The following is a 26,148-nucleotide window of genomic DNA, read 5'->3' as shown; positions in this document are numbered from 1 at the left end:
CGGCCCGCGTCCACATTCAAGCGCGGCGGCAGGGGGTCAACGGGTCGCGCAAGATTGGGGGTGCCTTCACGTCTTTGAATTGTAAGATATCCAAATTAGGTGAGGCGTCATGGGGCAGGGGACGGAAAAAATGGCGGGCTTCAAGAAACGACCGTTCAAGACACTGGCATTGGTCGCGGCGGCTGTGGCGGGGGTCTCCGCGCCCGCTGTCGCCCAGGGCACCTCCCAGGCGCCGGCGGACGACGCGGCTTTGGTGGACCGGGGCGCCTATCTCGCCCGCGCCGCCGACTGCATGCCCTGCCATACGGGCGATCCCAAGAAGCCCTATGCGGGCAACCTGCCCTTCAACACGCCGTTCGGGCGCATGTTCTCGGTGAACATCACCTCCGATCCCACCTACGGCATCGGTACCTGGACGTTCGACGACTTCAAGAACGCCTTGCATAACGGCATCCGCAAGGACGGGGCCTATCTCTATCCGGCCATGCCGTTCGACGCCTATACGGGCGTTTCGGACACGGACCTGAAGGCCCTGTGGGCCTATGTGCGACGCATTCCGGCGGTGGCGGAGCCGCGCCAGGCGAACGAACTGTCCTTCCCCTTCAATGTGCGCCTGGGCCTGCTGGCCTGGCGCGAGCTGTTCTTCGACGCCTCCTATTGGACGCCCACGCCTGGCAAGAGCGACCAGTGGAACCGGGGCGCCTATCTCGCCGAGGTGCTGGGCCACTGCTCCGACTGCCACACCCCGCGCAACCTCATGGGCGCGGTGAAGCAGAAGCAGCATTTCCTCGGCGCCGATATCGACGGCTATTGGGCGCCCTCCATCGACGCGGCGCAACTCAAGAAGGACGGCTGGACCAAGGACGCCCTCACCCAGTTCTTCACCAACGGCTCGGTGCCGGGCAAGACCGAGGTGTTCGGCCCCATGGCGGAAGTGGTGCGCGAGAGCCTCGCCTACCTCACCGCCGCCGACCGGGAGGCCCTCGTCACTTATCTCCTGGACAGCCCGCCGCCCAAGGACGTGCCCGCCCCCCAGGCGGCCTCGCCCCTTCCGGCGGACGTGTTCCAGCGCGCGGCCCAGTCCTATGTGGACAATTGCGCGCCCTGCCACGGCGCGGGCGGGGCGGGCAACGCCAATGTCATCCCCTCGCTGAAGGACAATCCGGCGGTCACCGCCGCCGAGCCCTATAACGTCATCATGGCGGTGCTGGGCGGCCTGCCGGCCGGTGGCACCTACGGGCCCATGCCCTCTTTCGCGGGTCGCCTCTCCGACCAGCAGGTGGCGGACCTCGTGAATTATGTGCGCACCTCCTGGCACAATGGCGGCATGGCCAACACCACGCCCGCCATGGTGGCCGCGTGGCGCGCCACGGCCAATGTGCCGACCTACGGCACCCAGCAGGCCTCCGCCTTCGACTGCCCGCAAGTGGGCGGCGCGCCCGGCAATACCGGGCCGGACCCGCAGGCGGTGGCGGCCATCACCAAGATGATGCAGGGCGGCGAGCGCCAGACCCGGCTGCTCATCGCCACCTACCAGAATGCCGATACGGATGCCTCCGCCGGCACCGTGGTGGACGCGCTCACCGCCGCCTATTGCCCGGTGGTGGCGCAGACCCAGCTTCCCGACTGGCAGAAGGCGGGCGAGCTGCAGCGCTTCACGCTCCAGGTGGCGGCGGCCATTTCGGAGGGCCTGCCGGGCGCCTCCATGCCGCCGGTCTCCACCATCTGGGCGACGCCCACGGGCACGTCGCTGGTGGCGCGCCAGCCCACCCAGGTCGCGGCCCAGCTCACCTGTCCCGATCCGACCAACGCCAAGCTGGTGCCCAAGGCGCTGGTGGATGCGGCGGTGACGCTGGTGGGCAAGCCGGCGGTGCCGGTGACGGGCGATGCCGCCTCGCGCTTCGCCACCACCTTGCTGCAGCAGAACCCGAAGGCGCGCCGCTCGGACGTGGCCAATGCGCTCATCGTTGCCTATTGCCCGCTGGTGACGGCCAAGCCCAACACCGTGGTCGCGGAGCAATATTCGCTGCTGACCAATTTCGGCCAGCAGGTGGTGCAGACGCTTCAGCTGGGCGCGCCCCAGTTCAACGCCTCGGCGCAGTGAGGCACTGCACGGTCACGAAAAAGGGCGCCCCGGAGGGCGCCCTTTTATAAGACCAGTCGGCCTGTAAGCCGGGTTCTGTACGGCGGGCTTGCGCCCGCGTGGCGGCCATTCATCTGGGACGCCGGTTGCCCGGCGCCTCAAGCAGTCAACCCGGACGGCGGCCCGAAGACAGGGCTTTCCGAAGATGCCGTCCCTATTCGACTTTGCTCCCGGTGGGGTTTGCCGTGCCGCTCCCGTTGCCGGTCGCGCGGTGGGCTCTTACCCCACCGTTTCACCCTGGCCCGCGCACGCGCGGGTGGTTTGATTTCTGTGGCACTTTCCCTAGGGTCGCCCCCGCCGGACGTTATCCGGCACCGTGTCTCCGTGGAGCCCGGACTTTCCTCGGCGCTTGCACGCCGCGGCCGCCCGGCCGACTGGTGGCGCACCAATGGGCGCCCGCGACCGCTGCGTCAAGGGCGCGGCGGCGTCATCAGCCCGCGCGACACCCGCCGGGGGCTGGCGCCGATGGCATCACGCCGTTTCGGGCTGGGGACGGGTGAGGATCAATTGGCGCAGGGTCATGATGGTGGAGGCGTCCGCCACCCCGTCCACCTTGGCGCGGCGGAAATGGCGCTGGAAGGCCCGCACCACCGCCTCGGTCTCGGCGTCATAGTCCCCGGTCACCGCGATGCCGTAGCCGTAGAGCGCCAGCATGGATTGCAGCGCCGCCACCGGCTGGCCGCCGTCTCCGCGCATGAAGAAGCGCCCGCCCTGTTCCGGCGCCTCGTGCACGAGATGGCCCACACCCGCATGGTGCAGCAGGTGCCAGGGGAATTTTTCGCCCGGATCGTCCTTGCGCAATGGGGCCACGTCCGAATGGGCGAGCACCCGGTCGGCGCGGATGGGATGGCGGTCGAGGATGTCCTGGGCGAGCGCCGCCACCGCGATGATCTGGGCCTCCGGGAAGGGCGGAGAGCCGAAGGCGTGGCCGGCATTGGCGATCTCGATGCCGATGGAGCGGGAATTGATGTCCGTGGTCCCTTCCCAGCTCGCGACGCCGGCATGCCAGGCGCGCCGCGCCTCCGGCACCATCTGGAGGATGGTGCCGTCCTCCAGCACCACATAATGGGCGGAGACCTCGGCGGTGGGGTCGCGCAGCCGCTCCACCGCCTCTTCGGCCCGCTCCATGCCGGTATAGTGCAGCACCAGCATGTCGATGCCCGCCTGCCGTTCGCCGTGATTGGGGGAGGGGGCGAGGGCGCCCACGAGGCGGCTGTCCGGGCGGAAGGTGTCCGGGGCGATCATGTCAGTCCTCGTGCCGTGCGCGTGTGGTGGTGATGGCCTTATAGGCGGCATTCACCGCCGCCACCCGGTCATTGGCCAGCTTGATGGCCGCGGGCGGCAGGCCGCGCGCCACCAGCCGGTCGGGATGGTGCTCGCCCACCAAGGTGCGCCAGCGGGCCTTGATCTCTCCATCGCTCGCGTCCGGCCCCAGGTCCAGCACCGCATAGGGATCGCCCGGGCGGCGCACATGGCGCGCCTCGATGCGCTCATAGGCGGTGCCGGTGAAGCCCAGCAGGCGCGCCACCTCCTTCAGGAAGACGATCTCGTCCTCGTGGAGGGCATGGTCGGCCTTCGCCACATGGAACAAGGCGTCCAGCAGGTCCTCGCGGGTTTCCGGCTCGTCGGCGAACAGGGTGCCGATCTGCCGGGCATAGGCCTCGAAGCCCGCCGTGTCCTGCTTGGCGAGATCATAGACCCGCGCCACGCCCGAAAGCTCCTCCGGCGGAATGTCGAACACCTCGCGGAACGCCTTCACTTCCAGCGGCACCACCACGCCGTCGGCCTTCGCCATCTTGGCGGAGAGGGCGATGAGCGCGATGGAGAAGGCGGCCGGTCGCGGGGCCGGCGCCAGGAGCCGGTCGAGCACATGACCCGCCAAGGCCCCCAGAAGCGCGCCCAGCGGGCCGCCCAGGACGAGCCCCATGCCCGCCCCGCCGATCAATCCGATTGGGCTCATCCCGTCCCCGTCCCTCCGGCACCGCCACCCCGCCAAGCTCAACGCTTCCTTAAGGTATACCGCCGGTAAATGACGGTCCCATCCCATGGCGATTCATTGACGGCCCATATTATCCCATGTTAACCCAAATTCACCCACGCGATCCGATGTCCGCTCCGGCGGCGTGTTCGGCGCAGCCCGGCTTTGCCGGCGCGGACGGGGTGCGTTTTCGGTATCGGCGGTTCGGGACAGAGGGGCAGCGCGGGCGTCATGGATCGCTTCGTGTCCACCTACACCATGCGTCTCGACGCGAAGGGCCGGGTCTCCATCCCGGCGCCCTATCGCGCGGTGCTGGGACGGGAGGGCGCGGACACGCTCTATTGCCATCCGAGCCTTGCGGAGCCGGCCCTCGATGCGGGCGGCACGCGGCTTCTGGAGGAGATCGACACGCTCATCACGCGCTTTCCGCCCTATTCGGAAGCACGCGAGGAGCTTTCGGCGGCCCTCTACGGCACCAGCGAGACCTTGCGGGTCGATCCGGAAGGCCGGGTGGTGCTGAGCGAGACGCTCAAGGACCATGCCGCCATCACGGACACGGTGTCCTTCGTGGGGCTTGGTCACAAGTTCAGGATCTGGGAGCCCGAGCGCCTGCGCGCGCACCTTGCCGAGGCCAAGGACAAGGTGCGTTTGCTGAGGCGCTCGCTCGGCTCCAACGCGGAGAATGGAGGCAGCAAGGGATGAAATCGGGCCGCGGGGTCGGGCCCACCGACGCCGCAGGCGGACCGGCCCGTCACCTTCCCGTCATGCTGGCTGAAGTTCTCGCGCACCTCGCGCCGAAGGATGCCGGTTCCTATGTGGACGGCACCTTCGGCGCGGGAGGCTACAGCCGGGCGATCCTGGAGGCGGCGGACTGCCGCCTCATGGCCATCGACCGCGATCCCACCGCCATTGCCGGCGGCGCGCCGCTGGTCGCGGAAGCGAGCGGGCGGCTGCGGCTGGTCCAGGGCCGCTTCTCGGACCTCGATACCCTCGCCGAAACGGAAGGCTTCACGCCGCTGGACGGCGTGGTGCTGGATATCGGCGTCTCGTCCATGCAGTTGGACGAAGCCGAGCGCGGCTTTTCCTTCCGCCGCGACGGCCCGCTCGACATGCGCATGGGCGATGACGGCCCGAGCGCCGCCGACCTCGTGGCGGAGCTGGAGGAAGCCGAACTCGCCCATATCCTCTTCACTTTGGGTGAGGAGCGCATGTCGCGCCCCATCGCCCGCGCCATCGTGCGCGCCCGGGCCGAGGCCCCCATCACCCGCACCGGGCAGCTCGCGGACATCGTCTCGCGGGTGATCCGCGCGAAGCCCGGCGAGATCCATCCCGCCACCCGCACCTTCCAGGGCCTGCGCATCGCCGTGAACGGCGAGCTTGACGAACTCGTGACCGCGCTCGCCGCCGCGGAGCGGGCCTTGAAGCCCGGCGGGCGGCTGGTGGTGGTCACCTTCCATTCGCTGGAAGACCGGATCGTTAAGACTTTTCTGGCAAACCGAAGCAAGGCGCCTTCCGCGTCGCGCCATCTGCCGCAAGCCGAAGGTCCGGTGCCGTCTTTCCGTCTTCTTGCCAAGGGGGCGGTGGAGTCCGGATCCGAGGAAACCGCAGCCAATCCCCGTGCCCGCTCGGCCAAGCTGAGGGCGGCGGAACGGACCGAGGCGGTGGCGCACGGGGAGGGTGACCTGCTGGGCCTGCGCCCGAAACCGATGCAACGCCGCGGGCGGAGATGAAGCTGAATGTTTCGCATCGCCAACCTTGTGATGGTCGTGGCGCTGCTCGTGACCGCCGCCGTGGTCTATCAGGTGAAATACGCCTCCACGGCTGACGCCGAGCGCCTTGCCCATATGCGCCAGGCAATCCGCGCCGAGCGCGACGCCATCGCCGTGCTGCGCGCGGAATGGGCGCGCCGCACCTCGCCGCTTTACGTGCAGGGCCTCGTGCAGCGCCATCTGGACATGCAGGTGCTGGCGGTGGATTCCATGTCCACCCTCGATGACCTTCCGGCGAAGTCCGCGGGGGGCAGCGACGGCATCGGCGGGATGATTGAGGCGCTGACCGACACGCCGCTCATCACCTCCTCCATCGGCAAGCCCGACCGGGCGCCCACCCCCGCTTCCGCCGCCGGCCCCGGCCCCTCGGCGGGCGGCGGCAATGGCGGCGCGGCGGTGCTGCCCGCCACCTCCGCTCTGCGTCCCGCTTCCGCGCCGGTTTCCGCGCCGAAGCCGGCGCCCGCGCCGTCCGTTGCCGCACCGGCCGCCGCACGGCCGGTGGCCGCGGCGCGCCCTGTCGTCCAGCCGGGAACGGCGCCGTCCGAACCGCCGTCCGTCGCCGCGCCTCCGCCTCCGGCGGCCAATCCCGTGGAAGGGCTGGTGCGCGGCATCGGCAGCTTCTTCGGTCCTGTCGTTCCCTCCAGCGGGCGTTGAGGAGCATCCGATGAACCTGCCCTCATTCAACCTGCCGCGTCTGTCCCTGCAGACCCTCTCCCTGCCGAAGATCGACACGTCGCGTCTGCCGCGCATCCCGGTGCCCCGGTTCGTCGCCGTGGCGGCGGGCTTTGTGGGCCGCCTGGTCGGTCGCCTCGTCATGGCGGTGATCAGCGCCATCGTGGAGGTCTATCTGGGCCTCACCCACCGGGTGGCGCGGATCATTTACGGCCTCATCATGGGCGTGATCCGCCTGGCGGTGGGGCTGGTGCGCTTCGCGTTCGCCTTCGCGCGCGGCCTCGTGCGGGCGCTGTTCGGGCTGGACCGGGCGGACCCGGAGACCGTCACGCGGGCACGCCTGAAGCTGATCGTGCTGGCCTTCAGCCTCATCTTCATCGCCATCGGCGGCCGCCTCGCGCTGCTCGCCACGTTCGCGGACCCCAATGGGGAGCGGGCCGGCGGCTCGGCCATCTCCTCGGCCCGGCCGGACATCGTGGACCGGAACGGCGACACGGTGGCCATCGACGTGAAGTCGCCCTCTTTGTTCGCCGAGCCGCGTCGCCTCATCGATCCCGACGAGGCGCTGGAGGGCCTGCTGAAGGTTCTGCCCGACCTCGACGTGGCGGAGGCGCGCACGCGCCTGAATTCCGGCAAGGGCTTCGCCTGGCTGAAGCGCGAGATCACGCCCGCCCAGCAGCGCGCCATCTACCGGCTCGGCCTGCCCGGCATCGGCTTCGTGCGCGAGAACCGGCGCGTCTATCCCGATGGTCCCACCCTCTCCCACGTCCTCGGCGCGGTGAACGTGGACAATCAGGGCATTGCGGGCATCGAGAAATATATCGACGGCTCGGGCCTTGCCGAGCTGCATCTGGCGGGCCTGACCACCGACCGGCAGCAGGAGCCGCTGCAGCTCGCCATGGACGTGCGCGTGCAGAATGCGGTGCGCGACGAGCTGGCCAAGGCGCGGGAGAAGTTCAAGGCCAAGGCCGCCATGGGCGTGGTGGCGGATGTGCGCACCGGCGAGATCATCTCGCTGGTCTCCCTGCCGGACTTCGACCCCAATGTGGGCGGAAACCCGAAGGACGACGCCTATCTCAACCGCCTGACCACGGGCGTCTTCGAGATGGGCTCCACCTTCAAGGCCCTGTCCTTCGCCATGGCGCTGGATTCGGGCAAGATCGGCCTCAATTCGTCGTTCGACGCGCGCGGCGCCTTGTCGTTCGGCCGGTTCGCCATCCACGACTATCACGCGGAGAACCGCGTCCTCACGGTGCCGGAAATCTTCCTCGTCTCCTCCAATATCGGCACCGCCAAGATGGTGCTGTCGCTGGGGGTGGAGGCGCACAAGACGTTCCTGCGCAAGATGGGCCAGCTGGACCGGCTGCGCACCGAACTGCCGGAAAGCTCCGAGCCCATCGTGCCCAAGCGCTGGGGCGAGCTGAACTCGGCCACCATCGCCTTCGGCCACGGCCTGTCCGTCGCCCCGCTCCAGGCGGTGATGGCGGTGAATGCCCTGGTGAATGGCGGCAAGCTCATTCCGCCCACCTTCCTGAAGCGCACGCCGGCCGAGGCGGATGTGCTGGCCAAGCAGGTGCTGAAGCCCGAGACCTCCGACAAGATGCGCTATCTGTTCCGCCTGAACGCGGAAGCGGGCAGCGCGCGCAAGGCCGAAGTTCCGGGCTACCTCGTGGGCGGCAAGACCGGCACCGCCGAGAAGGTGGTGAACGGGCGCTATGCCAAGAACAAGCTGCTCACCTCCTTCACGGCCGTCTTCCCCATGGACAAGCCGCAATATCTGGTCCTGGTGATGCTGGACGAGCCGCAGCCTCTGCCCGAGACCCATGGCTATGCCACCTCCGGCTGGAATGCCGCGCCCACCGCCGCCAAGATCGTGGAGCGCGTCGCGCCCATGCTCGGCGTGATGCCGCGCCAGACCCTGCCCACCGCGGACCAGATGCTGCGCGGGGCGGGCCTGGGCGACAAGCTCGCGGCCCGGTAGGCCAAGCGATGACCATTCCGCTCGGTGATCTTCTTTCCGGCCATGCCCGCCTCCTGACGGGGGAGGGCGCCACGCTGGTCACCGGGATCACCGCCGACAGCCGCAAGGTGGCGCCGGGCGTGCTGTTCGTGGCCATTCCCGGCACCAAGGCGGACGGCGCGCGCTTCATTCCCCAGGCGGTGGCGCAGGGGGCGGCGGCCATCCTCATGGAACCCATGGGCGAGATGCCGGAGGTTCCGGTGCCCGTGGCCTTCGCGCTGAACATCCGCCGGTCCCTGGCGCTGGCGGCGGCGCGGCTGTCTCCGCGCCAGCCGGCCAAGGTGGCGGCGGTGACCGGCACGGCGGGCAAGACCTCGGTCGCCTTCTTCCTGCGGCACATCCTGGAGCAGCTCGGCCACAAGGCCGCGTATCTCGGCACGCTGGGCCTCGTGGCGCCGGGCGAGGCGGCCTATGGCGGCCTCACCTCGCCGGACCCGGTGGACCTGCACGCCACTCTGGACCGGCTGGCGGGGGAGGGCGTCACCCACATGGCGCTGGAAGCCTCGTCCCACGGGCTGGACCAGTTCCGCCTGGATGGGGTGCGGCTTGCAGCGGGCGGCTTCACCAATCTCGGCCGCGACCATCTCGATTATCATCCCAGCGTGGACGCCTATTACCGGGCCAAGCTGCGCCTGTTCACCGAGCTTCTGCCGGAGGGCGCGCCCGCCGTGGCGCTCACCACCGCGCCTTATGGCGCCACGACGCTGGCCTATGCCCGCACCCGTGGCCTGCCGGTCCTGGCCATCGGGCCGGGCGGCGACATCGATGTGGCGGGCGTGCGGGCGGAGGGCGCGGAACAAATGGTGCGCCTCGCGGATGGCCGCGAAATCCGCGTGCCCCTGGTGGGCGCCTTCCAGGCGGACAATGCGCTGCTGGCGGCGGGCCTTGCGATAGCCTGCGGCGAGGACCGGGACGCGGCGCTCACTGCCATGGCGACCCTGCCCGGCGTGCCCGGCCGCATGGAGCGGGTGGGGTCGGACCCCGGCCGCCTCGTTTTCGTGGACTATGCCCATAAGCCCGAGGCGCTTCAGGCGGTGCTCGACACCTTGCGCCCGGCGGTGCCGGGGCGGCTCATGGTGGTGTTCGGCTGCGGCGGTGACCGCGACCGGGGCAAGCGGCCGCTCATGGGCGCCATCGCGGCAGCCGGCGCGGATATGGTCATCGTCACCGACGACAATCCGCGTTCCGAGGCCCCTGCGGCGATCCGCGCCGAAATCCTCGCCGCCGCCCCCGGCGCGCGGGAAATCGGCGATCGCGCGGAAGCCATCGACGCGGCGGTCGCCATGTTGCAACCTGGGGACGCGCTGGTTGTTGCCGGCAAAGGTCACGAAACCGGCCAAATCATCGGCGACCGGACGCTTCCCTTCTCGGACGCTGCGGCGATTCTCGCCGCCATGGGGAGACAAGGCTCATGATGACCAACATGACACCTCTCTACGGGCTCGACGAACTGGCGGCGGCTACGGCGGGGGAGGTGCGCGGCCTTCCGCGCACGGTGACGGGTGTTTCCATCGACACACGGACCCTCGCGCCGGGCGATGCCTTCTTCGCCATTACGGGTGAGAATTCCGACGGCCATGCGTATGTCTCCGCCGCCCTGGACAACGGGGCGGCCCTGGCCGTGGTGGCGCGGGAGCGGGCGGATGGGTTCGCTCCGGATGCGCCCCTCCTCGTGGTGGATGATGTCCTCCACGCGCTGGAGGCCACCGGCCGCGCCGCGCGTGCGCGCTCGCAGGCCCGCATCGCGGCGGTGACCGGCTCGGTGGGCAAGACCACCACCAAGGAGGCGCTGCGCCTCGCTCTGTCGGCGGACGGGCTCACCCATGCCTCCGCCGCGTCCTACAACAATCATTGGGGCGTGCCGCTCTCGCTCGCCCGCCTGCCGCGCGAGGCGCGCTTCGGCGTGTTCGAGATCGGCATGAACCATCCCGGCGAGATCACGCCCCTGGTGCAGATGGTGCGGCCCCATGTGGCCATCGTCACCACGGTGGAGCCGGTTCATATGGCCCAGTTCTCCGGCATCGAGGCCATCGCGGACGCCAAGGCGGAAATCTTCGCGGGCCTGGAGCCCGGCGGCGTGGCGGTGCTCAATTGCGACAATCCGCAATTCGGCCGCCTCGAAGCCGCCGCCCGCGCCCGTGGCGCGCGGGTGGTGACGTTCGGTGCCGATGCGTCCGCAGACAGCCGCCTCGTGGACCTGTGCCTGAAGTCCGACTGCTCCACCTTGGTGGCGGACGTGCTGGGCACGCGGGTGACGCTGAAGGTGGGCATGCCCGGCCGGCACATCGTGCAGAATATCCTTGCGGTGCTGGCCGCGGCCCATCTGCTCGGCGCGGACCTCGCCTTGGCGGGCCTCGCCCTTGCCCGCCTCAAGCCGCCGCCGGGGCGCGGGGTTCCCGTGCGCCTTGCGCTGCCGGGCGGGACCGCGACGCTGCTGGACGAGAGCTACAATGCCAATCCCGCCTCCATGCGGGCGGCGCTGGACGTGCTGAGCCGCACCCCGGTGGGGCCGCGCGGGCGGCGCATCGCGGTTCTCGGCGACATGCTGGAACTGGGGCCGGACGGCCCGGCCCATCATGCCGAGCTTGCCGCGCCGGTATCTGAGGGCGGCATCGATCTCGTTTTCTGCTGCGGTCCGCTCATGCGCTCCCTGTGGCAGGCCTTGCCATCGGACCGCCGGGGAGGGTATGCGCCCGCATCCGACACGCTCACCGCCATTCTCGCCTCGGCCCTGCGGCCCGGCGACACGCTGATGGTGAAGGGGTCGAACGGCTCGCGCATGGGGCCGCTCGTGAAGGCGCTGGCGGACCGTTTCCGCGCGGTCGAGGAGGCCGTGGTCTGAGGCCGGAGGTGGTGGGACTGTCTCATCGGCCTCTGCTCAAGCCGGCGCGGGGATTTTAGCGAACCCGGTTCCTGACCGGCTTTAGGGTGTAAATGCAGCACGACCTGCCGCCCGGCGCGTTTGCCGGACGGCGCGGCCCGCGCGCGAAGGATAGCCGATGCTCCAGTGGCTCTCGCAGCTCAACGACGTGTTCCCCGGCCTCAACGTCTTCCGCTACATCACCTTCCGCACCGGCGGGGCGGTGGTCACGGGGCTGCTGTTCGTCTTCCTGTTCGGGCCCGGCATCATCTCCTCGCTCCGGGTGCGGCAGGGCAAGGGCCAGCCGATCCGCGCCGACGGGCCGCAGAGCCATCTGGCCAAGAAGGGCACGCCCACCATGGGCGGGCTCATGATCCTGTCCGGTCTCATGGTGGCGGCGCTGCTCTGGGCGAACCTCTCCAATCCCTATGTGTGGGTGGTGCTGGGCGTCACGCTGGGCTTCGGCCTCATCGGCTTCTACGATGACTATCTGAAGGTGACGAAGCAGAGCCATAACGGCCTGTCGGGCAAGGCGCGCCTCGCCATCGAGTTCCTCATTGCCGGTATTGCCGTCATCGCCTTCATCCATGTGGGCAAGGCGGGCCTGTCCTCCTCCGTGGCCTTCCCCTTCTTCAAGGACCTGCTGCTGGATCTCGGCTGGTTCTTCGTGCTGTTCGGCGCCTTCGTGATCGTGGCGGCGGGCAATGCGGTGAACCTGACGGACGGCCTGGACGGCCTCGCCATCGTGCCGGTGATGATCGCGGCGGGCTCGTTCGGCGTGGTCACCTATCTCTCCGGCAACGTGGTGTTCGCCGACTATCTGCAGATCCATTATGTGGCGGGCGCGGGCGAATTGTCGGTGCTGTGCGGCGCCATCATCGGCGCGGGCCTGGGCTTCCTGTGGTTCAACGCGCCGCCTGCCCAGATCTTCATGGGCGATACCGGCTCCCTGGCGCTGGGCGGCCTGCTGGGCGCCATGGCGGTGGCCATCAAGCACGAGATCGTGCTGGCGGTGATCGGCGGCCTGTTCGTGCTGGAGGCGGTGTCGGTGATCGTGCAGGTCATCTCCTTCCGCCTCACCGGCAAGCGCGTCTTCAAGATGGCGCCCATCCATCATCATTTCGAGCAATTGGGCTGGACCGAGAGCCAGGTGGTGATCCGCTTCTGGATCGTCGCCGTGGTGCTGGCGCTGCTCGGCCTCGCCACCCTCAAGCTGCGCTGAGCACGGGGGCGGGGACACCCCGCCCTGCGCCACTCTGCGCGAGTGGCGGTTCCCGCACCATTGAATAAGCTAGGCGGCAATTGCCTCTCCGGGCGGACGCAGCGCGCCCGCCCGGACCGCTCGCACTCCAGCTTTTCGGCGCACCCATGATCCCCGTCTCCACCTTCAAGGACCGCATCGTCGCCGTGTTCGGGCTCGGCGGTTCCGGCCTCGTCACCGCGCAGGCCCTGATCGCGGGCGGCGCGCAGGTGGTCGCGTTCGATGACGGCGAGGCGGGGCGGGCGAAGGCGGCGGCGGCGGGTATCCCCGTGGCGGACCTGCGCGCCCTGGACTGGAGCACGGTCTCCGCGCTCGTCCTGTCCCCCGGCGTGCCGCTCACCCATCCCGAGCCCCACTGGTCGGTGAAGCTGGCGCAGGCGGCGGGCGTGGAGGTGATCGGCGACATCGAGTTGTTCTGCCGCGAGCGCCGCGCCCATGGGCGCCACGCGCCTTTCGTGGCCATCACCGGCACCAACGGCAAGTCCACCACCACCGCGCTCATCGCCCATCTGCTCCAGAGGGGCGGGCGTGATGTCCAGTTGGGCGGCAATATCGGCACCGCCATCCTGTCCCTCGCCCCGCCCAACGGACGGCGGGTGCATGTGGTGGAGTGCTCCTCCTACCAGATCGACCTGTCCCCCTCGCTCGATCCCTCCATCGGCGTCCACCTCAACGTGACCCCGGACCATCTGGACCGGCACGGCTCGCTTGAAGGCTATGCGGCGGTGAAGGAGCAGCTCATCGCGGGCGTGGAATCGGGCGGCACGGCCGTGGTGGGCGTGGACGACGATTTCTCCAGCGCCATCGCGGAGCGGGCGGAGCGCGCGGGCACCCATGTGGTGCGCGTCAGCGTCACCCGGCCGCTGGCGGACGGCATCTGGCGGGACGGGGACGCCATCGTGGTGAGCGAGGGCGGCACGGAACGCTTCCGCCTGTCGCTCGCGGGCATCCCGTCGCTGCGCGGCGCGCACAATGCCCAGAACGCGGCGGCGGCCTTCGCGGCGGCGCGGGCGGCGGGACTGGCGCCGGAAGTGATCGCCGTTGCCATCCGCAGCTTCCCCGGCCTGCCGCACCGCATGGAGCAGGTGGGCCGCGCGGGTCGGGTTCTGTTCGTGAACGACAGCAAGGCCACCAATGCGGACGCGGCCGAGCGTGCGCTCCTCACCTTCCCGGACATCTTCTGGATCGCTGGCGGCAAGCCCAAGGCCGGGGGCATCGCTCCGCTGGCGCCGCTGTTCGGGCGGGTGCGCAAGGCCTATCTCATTGGTGAGGCGGCAGCGGATTTCGCGGGCACGCTCGGTTCGGTGCCCTATGAGATGAGCGGCACGCTGGATGTGGCGCTGGCCGCCGCGGCGCGGGATGCGGCGGCCAGCGATGCGCCCGAGCCGGTGGTGCTGCTCTCCCCGGCCTGCGCCTCCTTCGACCAGTTCACCAGCTTCGAGGCGCGCGGCGACAGCTTCCGCACCCTGGCGCAGGGCCTGCCGGGGGTTACCTGACGGCCGCCCGTCAGGGCGTCATCTTCTGATAGGTGTTCTTCAGGTCGTCCTGGATCACCACCGCCTTCCCCTCGGCATGGAGGAGAAGGTCGGTCTCCGGCGTGACGGTGTCATAGCGCCAGCCGGACGGCAGCTTGAGCTTCGCACCGAGGCCGGGCAGCGTCTCGTAGGTCAGCGCCGGATCCACCATCTGCGCGTAGGACTGCATCACATAGACCGCCCCGTCCGGCGCCGTGAGCCGGAAGGTGGGCTTGCCGGCATCGAAGCGATAGACAGTCTCGCGGTCCACGATGTGCTCGCCATAGGGCTTCTCCAGAAGCTCGAACAGCGAGAGGGACAGTTCCGCCCGGCTCTCCAGCGTGATGCCGTCGAAGGTGATGACCTTTCCCGCTGCGGTGGCGCCCTTGGGGATGATCTTGTCCATGAGGAAGTGGCGCGGCCCGTTCAGGATCACGGTCACCGCGCCGAACTGCTTGCGCAGGGCCTTTTCCGACAGCGCGCTCCAGGCGGCCTGCGGGCAATCGTCATAGCCGATGGTGTTGTAGACCTCGGCCTTGAGGCCGCTCAGGGTGAGGGTAACGGGCAGGATCTCGCAATAGCGGGCATCGCGCAGCACCGCCGGGGGATTGGGCGGCGCGAAGCTCCTTGCCTGTGGGGCCGGCTGCGTCTGTGCCAGGGCCAAGACGGGCCATGCGGCCCAGGCGAGCGTCAGGAGCGCGGCTTTCGAGCATCGGCCTTGCATGCGACGTCTCCCTTCAGCCCAGTGCCGGAGTGGCACCTTCCGTTCGGCCTTACCACCCGGCTGAATGCCCCGCGAGGGTCGTGGTGGACCCATGCCGGGCCCGTGCGCGGCCTCCGCGAAGCCAGGTGCTTGCCGCAAGGGCATTTTCCCGTTCCGGGGAGGGGATGGACCGGGCGATCGGGCCAAAAAACGCCAGAGCGCCAAAGGGGGCGGGGCTCGGGCGAGGCTCGGGCAAGGGGCGCCTCAGTCCTGCCATGCGCGCCGGGGTCTTGTTCCTGTCGCCGTGGCGTGGCACGTCCTGCCGGTCTCAGCGAAGGAGCGCGGCGATGGTGGATGCGGGTGTGACGGGTCTGGTGGCGCCGCGCCGGGTGGCTGGGCTGTCCGAGATCGCGGGCGATTACGACCTCATCCTGTGCGACATCTGGGGCGTGGTGCATAACGGCCTCAAGGCGTTTCCCGCCGCCTGCGACGCGCTGCGGCATGCCCGAGCGGGCGGGGTGAGCGTGGTGCTCGTCTCCAACGCGCCGCGCCCCGCCGACTTCGTCGCCAACATGCTGGAACGGCTGGGCGTGCCCGAGGGCACCTATGATTCCATCGTGACATCGGGCGATGTCACCCGCACCGTGCTCGCCGAGCGCGCCGGGGCGCGGCTCTATCATGTGGGCCCGACGCGGGATCTGGGCACCTTCGAGGGCCTGGGCGTGACCATGGCGAGCCTGGACGAGGCCGACCTCGTGGTCTGCACGGGCCTGTTCGACGACGAGGTGGAGACGCCCGAGGACTATGCCGACCAGCTCGCCCGGATGAAGGACCGGGGCCTGTTCTTCATCTGCGCCAATCCCGACATCGTGGTGGAGCGCGGCGCGCGGCTCATCTATTGCGCGGGCGCCATCGCCCAGCTCTATGACCGCATGGGCGGCGACACGCTCTATTGCGGCAAGCCCCACAAGCCGGTCTACGACACCGCCTTGGCGCGCGCCGTGGAGCTGCGCGGCGGCCCGGTGGGCGAAGGGCGGGTGCTGTGCATCGGCGATGCGCTGCGCACCGACATTATCGGCGCCACGGCGGCGGGCTTCGACAGCCTGTTCATCGCCAGCGGCATCCATGCGGAAGAGCTGAATGCCAAGGACGGCGCCGAGCCGGACGCGGCGGCGCTCCACAATCTGTTCTCCGGCCATGCCCATCCGAGAGGCGTGATGCCGCGCCTCGCCTGGTGAGCCTGCCGCTCCCCGCCGCTTGACGCCCGCCGAGGGCTGAGCGAAGGGTGGCCCGTTTCTGGAGATCAGGCCCATCGCCGTGTCCGCGTCCTCTCCCTCCGCCTTCGTGATTGCCGACGGAATGTCAGCCCTCCCGCCGTCCTTGGCGCGGCCGGTGCTGGCCATCGGCAATTTCGACGGCGTGCATCGCGGGCACCGCGCGGTGATCGATGCGGCGCGGCGCATGGCGGCGGGCCTCGGCCGCCCGGCGGCGGCGCTCACCTTCGAGCCGCATCCGCGCAGCGTCTTCCAGCCCCATGTGCCCCTGTTCCGCCTGACGCCCGGCGCCCAGAAGCTGGCCGAGCTCGGCCGCGCGGGGCTCGACGGGGCCATCGTCATGGGGTTCGATTCCGCGCTCGCCGCCATTCCCGCCGATGCGTTCGTGGCGGAGATCCTGGTAGCCCGCTTCGGCGTCGCCGGCGTGGCGGTGGGGTTCGACTTCCATTTCGGCCGCGCCCGCGCCGGGTCGCCGGCCTTCCTGCGCGAGGCGGGAGAGCGGCTGGGATTTCCGGTGGAGGTGGTGGAGCCCACCCTCGACGAGGGCGATCCCGTCTCTTCCACCGCCATCCGCAATGCGCTGGCGGCGGGGCAGGTGGGCCATGCCGCCCATATGCTGGGCCGCGCCTGGTCGGTGCGGGCGCAGGTGATCCACGGCGACAAGCGCGGCCGCGTGCTGGGCTTTCCCACCGCCAACCTCGCCTTGCCGCCGGGCACGCAGCTGGCCTTCGGCATCTATGCGGTGCGCGCCCTCATCGAGGGGCGCCCGGTGGACGGCGTGGCGAGCTATGGACGGCGCCCCACCTTCGACAATGGCGCGCCGCTGCTGGAGGTCCATTTGTTCGATTTCTCCGGCGACATCTATGGCCACGAGATCGAGGTGGCCCTGCATAATTACCTGCGGCCGGAATTGAAATTCTCCAGCATCGACGCGCTGGTGGCCCAGATGCAGACGGATTCCGCGATGGCGCGGGCCGCGCTCGCCAAAGTGGACCTGCCGCCTCAGCCGGGCGCCTCCGCTCCGCTCTGAGCCCGCTCCACCCGTCCGTCCGATCTCCGGTCCTGCCGCCGTTCCGGCGCGCGTTAAGCACGTGCGGGCGGAATTAGGCCCCCTTTAACCTAAATGCCGCATCGTGCGGCTCAACTCCGCGACAGAGACGATGTCACTGCCTCCTCAGAACCCGTCCGCTCCCAAGAGCCACCGCTCTCCCTTCGTTCGCCTCGCCGATCTCCTGGCGGGAACGGAGCCGGGGCGGCCTGCCTTGAGCGCGGCGGTGGGCGAGCCCCAGCATCCCATGCCGGATTTCGTGCCGGGCGTCCTGGCGGGCGCGGTGGGCGGCTTCGGCCGCTATCCCCGCGCCGAAGGACTTCCCGCCTTCCGCAAGGCGGCGGCCGACTGGCTCGGGCGGCGCTACGCCGTGCCGCGCCCCGTGGATGCGGAGCGCGAGGTGCTGGTTCTGAACGGCTCGCGCGAAGGTCTCGTCTCGGCGGCGGTGACGGCGCGGCGGCTGGTGGGCGAGCGCCCCGGCAAGCCGGTCATGCTGCTGCCCAATCCCTTCTATGCCGCCTATGCGGCGGGCACCGAGCTTGCGGGCTGCGAGGTGGTGGTGATGCCCACCACCAAGGCGTCCGGCTGGCTGCCCGATCTCGACGCGCTCGACCCTGCGCTGCTGGCGCGGACGGTGGCGGTGTTCATCGCCTCGCCCGCCAATCCCCAGGGCGCGGTGGCCTCGCGGGCCTATCTGGAGCGCCTCGTGGCGCTCACCCGCGCCAACGGCGCCTATCTGTTCTCCGACGAATGCTATTCGGAGATCTATCTGGGCGCCGAGAAGCCCACGGGCATCCTGGAAGCCTGCGGCAGCGATTTCACCGGCGTGCTCGCCTTCAATTCCCTGTCCAAGCGCTCCTCCCTGCCGGGGCTGCGCTGCGGGTTCGTGGCGGGCGATGCCGCTTTCCTCAAGGACTATCTCACCTTCCGCTGGGTGGCGGCGCCCCAGGTGCCCGAGCCGCTCCAGGCGGTGGGCATCGCGGCCTATGAGGACGAGGCCCATGTGGAGGCCTCCCGCGCGCTCTACCGCGCCAAGTTCGACCTGGCCGACCGCCTGCTTCAGGGCCGGTTCGGCCATGAGCGCCCGGCGGGCGGCTTCTTCCTCTGGCTCGATGTGAGCGCGCTGGGCGGCGGCGAGACCGCCACGCTGCGCCTGTGGCGCGAGCAGGGGCTGCGCGTGGTGCCGGGCGGTTATCTCGCGCGCGCCGGCGCTGACGGGATCAATCCGGGCGACCCCTATATCCGGGTCGCCCTCGTCCAGGATCTTGAGACCTGCGGGGAGGTGCTGGAGCGCCTCGTCGCGGGCCTGAGCTGAAGGAGGTCCGATGCCTTCGGTGCGCCGCCGCCCCGCCGCCCCCCTGGCCCTGCGCCCGCCGGGCCTCGGCATGGACCTGATTCCGGAAAGCCTGCGCCGTGCGCTGCGCCGCCGGTCGAGCCAGATTTCCGGCATTGCCGTCCTGGGGGCGAGCCTGTTCAGCCTCGTCTCGCTCATGACGTGGTCGGCCACCGATCCCAGCCTCTCCAACGCCTCCAATGCGGGGGTGCAGAACCTTCTCGGCCGTCCGGGCGCCATCGTCGCGGATTTGCTGATGCAGCTTCTCGGCCTCGCCTCCCTGGCCGTGCTGCTGTCGCTGGCCTTCTGGGGCTGGCGCCTTCTCACCGCCCGGCCCCTGCGCCGGGAGAAGCTGCGGGCGGGCGCCCTCGCCGTGGGCGTGCTCGGCCTGTGCGCCTTTCTCGGCACCGTGCCGGAACTGCCCGCCTGGCCCATTCCCGCGGGTCTCGGCGGGGCCATCGGCGACATCGCCCCGCGCCTCATCGGCGCGTTCCGGGGCGGGGCGGCGACGCTGTTCGATTCCATATTGGTGGGGGCGGTCGGCCTCGCCTTCGCCCTTGGGGGCTTCTATCTGGCGCTCGGCCGCCCCTCCGCCGGCGCGCCGCGCGATGGCGAGGAGCGCGCGGGTTCGCTCTATGAGCCGGACAGCCACGAGGAAGACGACGAGGAGGAGCCCGGCGACCGCCGCGCCATTTCCCTCGGTGCCCTGACACACGCCCTTCTGTCCGCCAAGGCGCGCCTGCTGCCGCGCCGCAAGGCCAAGCCCGCGCGCCTCGCGGGCCTTGCGCGCGAGATGTTCGCCGAGGAGCGGACCCCCGACACGCGCGGCCGGGTGGAGCCGGGCTTCGCGCCCGCGCCGGCATCCGCTGTCCGCGAGGCCGCTTCGCGGCCGGTGGCGGATGACGAGGACGACGACGTCCCGCTCGCTCCGCCGCCCAAGAAGGCCGCGTCCCGCCGTGCCGCCGCCGAGCCGGCCCCGCGCGGGCGGCCGGGTGTCTACCAGCATCCCGAGCTGACCCTTCTGGCGGCGCCGCAGGCCTCCAAGGGCCCGGCCATGAGCCAGGATGCCCTGCAGGACACCGCCAAGCTCCTGGAAGGCACGCTGGAGGATTTCGGCGTGCGCGGCGAGATCCTCCAGGTACGCCCCGGCCCGGTGGTGACGCTCTATGAGCTGGAGCCCGCGCCGGGCATCAAGTCGAGCCGCGTCATCGGCCTTGCCGACGATATCGCCCGCTCCATGAGCGCCATTTCCGCCCGCGTCGCCGTGGTGCCGGGCCGTAATGCCATCGGCATCGAGCTGCCCAATCCGCGCCGCGAGAAGGTGCTGCTGCGCGAGCTTCTGGCGACCCACGATTTCTCCGAGAGCGGGCATAAGCTCGCCATCGCGCTGGGCAAGACCATCGGCGGCGAGCCGGTGATCGTGGACCTCGCCCGCATGCCCCATCTTCTCGTGGCGGGCACCACCGGCTCGGGCAAGTCGGTGGCCATCAACACCATGATCCTGTCGCTGCTCTACCGGCTGAAGCCGGAACAGTGCCGCCTCATCATGGTGGATCCCAAGATGCTGGAACTCTCCGTCTATGACGGCATCCCGCACCTTCTCGCGCCCGTGGTCACCGATCCCAAGAAGGCGGTGGTCGCGCTCAAATGGGCGGTGCGCGAGATGGAGGACCGCTACAAGAAGATGTCCAAGCTGGGCGTGCGCAATATCGACGGCTTCAACGCCCGCATCACCGAGGCGCAGAAGCGCGGCGAGAGCCTGGCGCGCACCGTGCAGACCGGCTTCGACCACGAGACCGGCGAGGCGGTCTATGAGCGCGAGGAGATGGACCTCTCCCCGCTGCCTTACATCGTCGTGGTGGTGGACGAGATGGCCGACCTCATGCTGGTGGCCGGCAAGGACATCGAGGGGGCCATCCAGCGCCTCGCCCAGATGGCGCGCGCCGCCGGCATCCATCTCATCATGGCCACCCAGCGCCCCTCGGTGGACGTGATCACCGGCACCATCAAGGCCAATTTCCCCACCCGCATCTCCTTCCAGGTCACGTCGAAGATCGACAGCCGCACCATCCTGGGCGAGCAGGGCGCCGAGCAGCTGCTGGGCCAGGGCGACATGCTCTACATGGCGGGCGGCGGGCGCATCAGCCGCGTGCACGGCCCGTTCGTCTCCGACGATGAGGTGGAGCGCATCGTGCGCCACCTGAAGGCCCAGGGCGCCCCCGCTTATGTGGAGGCCGTTACCGCCGACCTGGAGGATGGCGGGGACGAGGACGGGGCGGTGTTCGACAAGGGATCCTTCGGGGAAGAGGGGCAGGACCTCTATTCCCAGGCGGTGGCCGTGGTGCTGCGCGATCGCAAATGCTCCACCTCCTACATTCAGCGCCGCCTCCAGATCGGCTACAACCGGGCTGCTTCGCTGGTGGAGCGGATGGAGCGCGAAGGCGTGGTGGGTTCGCCGAACCATGCGGGCAAGCGGGAAATCCTGCTCACCGACGAGGCGGCGGAGTAATCTGCCGGCGTTCATGGGATAAGGTTGACGCAGGGTCGGAGCCATAGGTTCGCCATAGGCGCGGGTTAAGGCCTCATGGCTGAGACTGAGCAGCGGACCCCGCCGCTCCTGCGGCGCGGAACCGGACGCCGGAACCGCCGTTGGATCGCGGAGCCCTGCTCCGGAGTGCGATGGACCCGTCTCGAAGCGCGCAGGTGCTTCGATATGGATCCGAAATCGTTCTCCAGCAATGGTTTAGAGGCTGATTGACCGATCAGGCTCTCGGAAAGGGTCGGTATCGTGACGTGTTCGCCCCGACAGAATGACCCTCGCCCGGATGCGTCCGGCTGCGCGCGCCGCGTCGTGGCCCTGCTGACGGGTGCGCTTCTGGCGGGGCCGCTTTTGTGCGCGCCGGTCGCCGCGCAGGGTGTGCTTCTGCCCCCGGGGGAAATTCCGCGTCCCAACACCGCCGTGCCCGGCGCCGCCCATCCCACGCCCTACCAGTTGTTCTCGCCGCAGCAGGCCATGCCCGCCCCGTTCCAGGGCAGCGGCGCGCCCCAGGCGCAGGCGGCTCCGGCTGCCCCTCAAGCCACTGCGCCCCACGCCGCCGCATCTCCCGCCCCGGCCGCGCAGGCCTCCGCCGCGCCGGTGCCCATGCCGACGCCGCGCCCGGCCGGTGCCGATGCCGCGCCTGCGGTTCAGACGGCGGCCGCGCCGTCCCGTCCCGCGCCCGCATCGTCCGCGCCCACCGCCATCGCCCCGGTGCAGCAGGACCAGGACCGGGCGGGGCCGGAGACGCTCCAGAAGGTTTCCGACTATTGGAACCGGGTGCAGGTGCTCTCGGGCAATTTCGTCCAGGTGGACCCGGACGGCTCCCGCAAGACCGGCGACTTCTACATGCAGAAGCCCGGCCGCGTGCGGTTCGAATATGACGCGCCCGTTCCCCTGGAGCTGATCTCCAACGGCCAGTCCGTGGCGGTGCGCGACCGCAAGCTGAACACGCAGGACATCACCCCCCTGTCGCAGACGCCCCTGCGCTTCCTTCTGGCGGATAATATCGATCTGGCGCGCAATCCGAACGTGGTGGGCGCCTTCAAGGACAATCTCTACGTCACGGTGGTGATGGAGGAGAAGGTGCCGATGCTGGGCACCTACAAGCTGCTGCTCCTGTTCGACGCCAAGGATTACACGCTGCGCCAGTGGATCGTGACCGATCCGCAGGGCTATGACACGTCGGTGGCGGTCTCGCGCCTCAATTACAATGCCCGGCCGGACCCCAAGCTGTTCGTCATCAATTTCGACCGCATGCTGCAATAAGCGGTCCCGCCGGCGGGGAGGCCAAGATGGACTATGCGGTATCCATCCCGTCCGACGGGCTGGACCTGTCGGGCGTCGTGAGCCGTCCCGATGATCTTGCGCCGGGGGAAAAGCGGGGCGCGTTCCTCATCCTGCACGGCTTCGGCAGCACCAAGGAATCCGGCAACGTCATGGGCCCGGCGCGCCTTCTGGAGGCGCTCGGCTATGTGACGCTGCGCTTCGACATGCGCGGCTGCGGCGAGAGCGCGGGCGAGCGCGGGCGGGTCATCTGCCTGGAACAGGTGGAGGACACCCGCAACGCCCTTACCTTCCTCGCCGGCGAGGACGGCGTGGACCCCGCGCGGATCGCCGTAGTGGGCACCAGCTTCGGCGGAGCGGTGGCGGTCTATGCGGGGGGCGTCGATCCGCGCATCGCCGCCGTCATCTCCAATGGCGGCTGGGGCAATGGCGAGCTGAAGTTCCGCCGCCAGCACGCCAGCCCGCAGGCCTGGGCGCGGTTCAAGGGGATGCTGGAGGAGGGGCCGCGCTACCGCGCCGCCCATGGCCGCTCGCTCATGGTGGCGCGGGAGGACATCGTCCCGGTGCCGCAGCATCTGAAGGACCATATGGAAGGCCGGCAGGTGAAGCTGTGGCCCGCCAATGCGCTTCAGGAATTCCCCGCCGAGACCGCGCAGAGCATGTTCGATTTCCGGGCCGACGACGTGGTGGGCCGCATCGCGCCGCGCCCGCTTTTGCTGCTGCACAGCGCGTCGGATTCCGTGACGCCCACGGAACAGTCCATCTCGCTGTTCGAGCGGGCGGGCCAGCCCACGGAGCTGCATCTGTTCAGCGACGCGGACCATTGGATGTTCGCGGAGGACAATCCCCGCGTATGGGGCGCCATCCGCGCGTGGCTCGCCGCCTATTTTCCGGCGCGGGGGCCGCGCCCGGCCGCCTCAGTCTAGATCGGCCCCGGCCGTCACCTGCCGCGCGCGGGTGATGAGCTTGTCCATGAGGCCGTTGAGCGTCTCCTGCTCCTCGGGCGTCAGCGCGCCCGACAGCGCCGCATAGTCGGCGGCCGCGCCCGGCCAGGCCCGCGCATGGAGAGCGCGGCCCGCATCGGTGACGGACAGGGGAATGCGCCGCCCGCCATGGGGGTCGGGGGCGCCCAGGATCAGGTTGCGGGAGATCAGTTCCTTCACCGCGCGGTTCACCGCCATCTTCTCGAAGCCCCACAGGCTGGTGACCTCGTTGGCGGACAAGTCCGGCACATGGACCAGGGTGAGCAGCACCCGCCAGCCCACCAGCGACAGGCCCGAATGCAGGCTCGGATCCGCGTTCACCTTGCGCACCATGAGGTAGGACAGCACATGGATGCGCCAGAGCAGCGAAAGCTGCGAGCGCAGGGTGATTTCCGCGTGGTCCAGACGCCCCAGCGAACGGGCCTGGGCTTCCGCGCGTCGGCTTTTGCGCGCCGCCGGCATGGTCATGCGGAGAACTCCTCATATGATCGGCCCCGATGCTTGATCGGTTCCGGACAGGTGGACGCTCACGCGCCGCGCGGGCCTTTCCGAAGATCCGGGACCGAGTCTCGTGATCTTCGGAATGAAACCTAGGATTGAAATTAGGTTCTAAGACCGTTGCAGGCAGCGGGGAAGGGGGATGGAGCGGCGATCCGGGCTATTTCGTATCCAGGATGGATAGAAGTCGGGCCTTGTCAGCCATGTCCCGCTGCAGGTGCGCTGTAAAGACGGCGCCGGGATAATAGAGGTGGGCGCCGAGCCGCAGGGATTTGGCGAGGTCCACATAGCGCGGGCTTTCCGCGGCCGCCTTGCAGGCCTCCTCCAGCCGGGCCTTCACCTCGCCGGGCAGACCCTTGGGGCCGAACAGGCCGCCGAAGCTGGTGGGCGACACGTCGAAGCCCTGCTCCTTCACGGTGGATACGTCCGGGAGCGCCGGGTTCCGGGCCGGGGCGAACAGGCCGATGATGCGCACCCGCCCCTCGGGGATGGAGGAGAGGGTGATGGGCGCGAAGTCGATCTGGCCGCCCAACAGGGCCGGGATGGTTTCCGAATCGCCCTTATAGGGCACTTCCACCACTTGGATGCCGCTGGCCTTGGCCAGTTCCAAGCCCGCCAGATGAGGGATGGAGCCGCGCCCCGCATGGCCCCAGGTGAGCTTGCCGGGAGACGTGCGGGCCGCCTCCACCAGCTCGCCCACGCTGCGATAGGGGGATTCATTGGGGACGATGAGCGCCATCTGGCTCTCGAAGGTTTGGCAGATGGGGTCGAACGACTCCGCCGTGAAGCCCGCCGCCGGCTGGAGCGTGGGCACCACCGAGACGATGAGCGCCGGAGAGAAGAGCAGGGTGTAGCCGTCCGCCTTGGCGCGGGCGACGGTGGCTCCGCCCACCGCGCCCCCCGCACCCAGGCGGTTCACCACCACCACCGGCTGCTTGAGATTGGCCTGCAGGCCCTCGGACAAGGCGCGGGCCAGCACGTCCGGCGTTCCGCCCGGCGCGAAGGTGACCACCACCTCCAGGCCCCGGTCGGGGAACTCCGCCCGCGCCGCGCTGGGCACGAGCAGGGCGGTGGCCAGCAGCGCGGCGAGGCCGTGCCGCCATGCCTTGCGCGGCAAGACCAACCCTGCCTTGCGCGAACCCGCAAAGCCCGTCGTCTTGTGTCCCGCCCCGTCGCGTCTCGCCATCATGCCCGTCTCCACACACCGATTCGCAGGCACCTCGGCGCCCCTTGCGATGAATGATGCTACATAACGGCCGAAGCTCAACTTCAGATGACCATTTATCGCGAGAACACCCTTGAGTAAGTATCAAATGTGATTTATTTATTCTCCCGGAAAGACGGGATGGGTTTTGCCGCTCGGAGCGTGCCGGTCTTGACGTTACGCATCACTCGCCTCGCCTTCGCGACTTTCGGCTCGCCGGATCCGGCGCAACTGGCTGATTACTATGCGTCCGTCATCGGGCTTTCCGCGATGACGCGGGCCGATGGCGGCGTGCATCTCGCCAGCCCTTCGGGTGAGACATGCGTGCTGGTGGAGGCGGGGGAGGCCCCCGTTTGCACCGGGCTCGGCTTCGAGACGGCGCCGGACGTGCCGCTGGAGGATGTGGCCCGCTGGCTGGGCGCGCAGGGCATCGCCAGCGCCGTGCGGACCGACCCCTTGCCGGGCATCGCCCGCATGCTGCGCTTCACCGATTTCAAGGGCACCCGCATCGATGTGTTCAACACGCCGCCGCCCGCCGTTCCCGCGCTTGCCGGCGCCGGAATCGGGCCGCGAAAGCTCGGCCATGTCGCCTTCTATGTGGCGGATATCCAGCAGGCCGTCGCCTTCTACCGGGACATCCTGGGTTTCCGCGTGTCGGACTGGATGGAAGACTTTTTCGTCTTCATGCGCTGCGGGCCGGACCACCACACCTGCAACTTCATCTCCTCGGCCAACCGGGGCATGCACCACATGGCCTTCGAGCTGGCGGACTGGGCGCATGTGAAGGCCGCCTGCGACGGGCTCTCCCGCGCGGGCCTGCAGATGACCTGGGGGCCGGGCCGCCACGGGCCCGGGCACAATATCTTCACCTATCACCGCAATCCGCAGAACCAGATCATCGAGCTGTTCACCGAGCTGGACGTGATGTCCGACGAGGCGTCCGGCGCCTTCGATCCGCGCCCCTGGCATCGCGACGCGCCCCAGCGCCCCAAGGTCTGGCGGGCGAGCGAGGCCACAAACCTGTGGGGTGACGGCCCGCCGCCCGGCCACCGCTCCTGAAGGTAG

Annotated in this window: 21 protein-coding genes and 1 other RNA gene; 16 read left to right on the top strand and 6 right to left on the bottom strand. The window is 69.6% G+C overall.

Annotation, left to right across the window (positions count from 1 at the left end; translation table 11 throughout):
* Nucleotides 1–130 precede the first annotated feature (130 nt).
* Entirely contained in the window at nucleotides 131–2,104 is a 1,974-nt protein-coding gene (locus EJJ38_RS03370; protein ID WP_127088709.1) for a c-type cytochrome, read from the top strand.
* Nucleotides 2,105–2,152: 48 nt separating this feature from the next.
* Here EJJ38_RS03370 and rnpB read toward each other — a convergent pair.
* From rnpB to EJJ38_RS03355, 3 genes are all read right to left on the bottom strand, one after another.
* Nucleotides 2,153–2,521: RNase P RNA component class A (gene rnpB / locus EJJ38_RS03365), an RNA gene on the bottom strand.
* A 93-nt stretch (nucleotides 2,522–2,614) separates the two neighbouring features.
* Nucleotides 2,615–3,388, bottom strand: coding sequence for an N-acetylmuramoyl-L-alanine amidase (locus tag EJJ38_RS03360; protein ID WP_127088708.1), 774 nt, complete (start codon nucleotides 3,386–3,388; stop codon nucleotides 2,615–2,617).
* A 1-nt stretch (nucleotide 3,389) separates the two neighbouring features.
* On the bottom strand, nucleotides 3,390–4,103 hold the full coding sequence (locus EJJ38_RS03355; protein WP_127088707.1) for a molecular chaperone DjiA: 714 nt from the start codon (nucleotides 4,101–4,103) through the stop codon (nucleotides 3,390–3,392).
* Between the two features lie 249 nt (nucleotides 4,104–4,352).
* Between EJJ38_RS03355 and EJJ38_RS03350 the strand changes: the two genes are divergently transcribed.
* From EJJ38_RS03350 to murD, 8 genes are all read left to right on the top strand, one after another.
* Complete coding sequence (locus tag EJJ38_RS03350) at nucleotides 4,353–4,823, top strand: division/cell wall cluster transcriptional repressor MraZ (protein WP_127088706.1); 471 nt, start codon at nucleotides 4,353–4,355, stop codon at nucleotides 4,821–4,823.
* Nucleotides 4,820–5,851, top strand: a complete 1,032-nt coding sequence (rsmH, locus tag EJJ38_RS03345) for a 16S rRNA (cytosine(1402)-N(4))-methyltransferase RsmH (protein WP_127088705.1) — start codon at nucleotides 4,820–4,822, stop codon at nucleotides 5,849–5,851. The genes EJJ38_RS03350 and rsmH overlap by 4 nt, the downstream gene beginning before the upstream one ends.
* Before the next feature lie 6 nt (nucleotides 5,852–5,857).
* Nucleotides 5,858–6,544 carry a cell division protein FtsL gene (gene ftsL, locus EJJ38_RS03340; protein ID WP_127088704.1) on the top strand — a complete coding sequence of 229 codons (687 nt, stop codon included), beginning with the start codon at nucleotides 5,858–5,860 and terminating at the stop codon, nucleotides 6,542–6,544.
* Between the two features lie 238 nt (nucleotides 6,545–6,782).
* The gene (locus EJJ38_RS03335) at nucleotides 6,783–8,543 is read left to right on the top strand and encodes a peptidoglycan D,D-transpeptidase FtsI family protein (RefSeq protein WP_127088881.1); all 1,761 of its coding nucleotides are present in this window, start codon (nucleotides 6,783–6,785) and stop codon (nucleotides 8,541–8,543) included.
* Nucleotides 8,544–8,551: 8 nt separating this feature from the next.
* Nucleotides 8,552–9,997: a UDP-N-acetylmuramoyl-L-alanyl-D-glutamate--2,6-diaminopimelate ligase gene (locus EJJ38_RS03330; protein ID WP_127088703.1), complete on the top strand. Its 1,446-nt coding sequence runs from the start codon at nucleotides 8,552–8,554 to the stop codon at nucleotides 9,995–9,997.
* Complete coding sequence (locus tag EJJ38_RS03325; protein WP_127088880.1) at nucleotides 9,997–11,424, top strand: UDP-N-acetylmuramoylalanyl-D-glutamyl-2,6-diaminopimelate--D-alanyl-D-alanine ligase; 1,428 nt, start codon at nucleotides 9,997–9,999, stop codon at nucleotides 11,422–11,424. Before EJJ38_RS03330 ends, EJJ38_RS03325 begins: the two co-directional genes overlap by 1 nt.
* A 157-nt stretch (nucleotides 11,425–11,581) precedes the next feature.
* Nucleotides 11,582–12,664, top strand: a complete 1,083-nt coding sequence (gene mraY, locus EJJ38_RS03320) for a phospho-N-acetylmuramoyl-pentapeptide-transferase (RefSeq protein WP_127088702.1) — start codon at nucleotides 11,582–11,584, stop codon at nucleotides 12,662–12,664.
* 146 nt (nucleotides 12,665–12,810) lie between these two features.
* Nucleotides 12,811–14,199: a UDP-N-acetylmuramoyl-L-alanine--D-glutamate ligase gene (gene murD / locus EJJ38_RS03315; RefSeq protein ID WP_127088701.1), complete on the top strand. Its 1,389-nt coding sequence runs from the start codon at nucleotides 12,811–12,813 to the stop codon at nucleotides 14,197–14,199.
* Nucleotides 14,200–14,209: 10 nt separating this feature from the next.
* On the opposite strand, the gene EJJ38_RS03310 is transcribed toward murD, so the two are convergent.
* Complete coding sequence (locus tag EJJ38_RS03310; RefSeq protein WP_127088700.1) at nucleotides 14,210–14,941, bottom strand: hypothetical protein; 732 nt, start codon at nucleotides 14,939–14,941, stop codon at nucleotides 14,210–14,212.
* A gap of 326 nt (nucleotides 14,942–15,267) precedes the next feature.
* Between EJJ38_RS03310 and EJJ38_RS03305 the strand changes: the two genes are divergently transcribed.
* The 6 genes from EJJ38_RS03305 (at nucleotide 15,268) to EJJ38_RS03280 (ending at nucleotide 23,324) form a co-directional block, all read left to right on the top strand.
* A complete protein-coding gene (locus EJJ38_RS03305; protein ID WP_127088699.1) occupies nucleotides 15,268–16,158 on the top strand; it encodes a TIGR01459 family HAD-type hydrolase in 891 nt (296 codons plus the stop codon).
* A 121-nt stretch (nucleotides 16,159–16,279) separates the two neighbouring features.
* Nucleotides 16,280–17,224: a bifunctional riboflavin kinase/FAD synthetase gene (locus tag EJJ38_RS03300; RefSeq protein WP_127088698.1), complete on the top strand. Its 945-nt coding sequence runs from the start codon at nucleotides 16,280–16,282 to the stop codon at nucleotides 17,222–17,224.
* A 130-nt stretch (nucleotides 17,225–17,354) separates the two neighbouring features.
* A complete protein-coding gene (locus EJJ38_RS03295) occupies nucleotides 17,355–18,557 on the top strand; it encodes an aminotransferase class I/II-fold pyridoxal phosphate-dependent enzyme (protein ID WP_127088697.1) in 1,203 nt (400 codons plus the stop codon).
* Between the two features lie 70 nt (nucleotides 18,558–18,627).
* A complete protein-coding gene (locus EJJ38_RS03290) occupies nucleotides 18,628–21,084 on the top strand; it encodes a DNA translocase FtsK (RefSeq protein WP_127088879.1) in 2,457 nt (818 codons plus the stop codon).
* A gap of 342 nt (nucleotides 21,085–21,426) precedes the next feature.
* Nucleotides 21,427–22,380 carry a LolA family protein gene (locus tag EJJ38_RS03285; protein WP_245454091.1) on the top strand — a complete coding sequence of 318 codons (954 nt, stop codon included), beginning with the start codon at nucleotides 21,427–21,429 and terminating at the stop codon, nucleotides 22,378–22,380.
* A 26-nt stretch (nucleotides 22,381–22,406) separates the two neighbouring features.
* A complete protein-coding gene (locus EJJ38_RS03280; protein ID WP_127088696.1) occupies nucleotides 22,407–23,324 on the top strand; it encodes an alpha/beta hydrolase in 918 nt (305 codons plus the stop codon).
* Here the strand turns inward: EJJ38_RS03280 and EJJ38_RS03275 are convergent.
* Complete coding sequence (locus EJJ38_RS03275) at nucleotides 23,316–23,849, bottom strand: MarR family winged helix-turn-helix transcriptional regulator (protein ID WP_127088695.1); 534 nt, start codon at nucleotides 23,847–23,849, stop codon at nucleotides 23,316–23,318. The genes EJJ38_RS03280 and EJJ38_RS03275 overlap by 9 nt on opposite strands.
* A 190-nt stretch (nucleotides 23,850–24,039) precedes the next feature.
* The gene (locus EJJ38_RS03270; RefSeq protein ID WP_127088694.1) at nucleotides 24,040–25,068 is read right to left on the bottom strand and encodes a tripartite tricarboxylate transporter substrate binding protein; all 1,029 of its coding nucleotides are present in this window, start codon (nucleotides 25,066–25,068) and stop codon (nucleotides 24,040–24,042) included.
* Between the two features lie 186 nt (nucleotides 25,069–25,254).
* Here EJJ38_RS03270 and EJJ38_RS03265 point away from each other — a divergent pair, with 186 nt between their 5' ends.
* Complete coding sequence (locus EJJ38_RS03265; RefSeq protein ID WP_164738392.1) at nucleotides 25,255–26,142, top strand: VOC family protein; 888 nt, start codon at nucleotides 25,255–25,257, stop codon at nucleotides 26,140–26,142.
* The last annotated feature ends 6 nt before the right edge of the window (nucleotides 26,143–26,148 follow it).

Source organism: Aquabacter cavernae, from assembly GCF_003993795.1.
Lineage (GTDB): Bacteria > Pseudomonadota > Alphaproteobacteria > Rhizobiales > Xanthobacteraceae > Aquabacter > Aquabacter cavernae.
The sequence above is the reverse complement of the archived record's forward strand: the minus strand, read 5'-3'. Positions and strand labels throughout refer to the sequence as shown.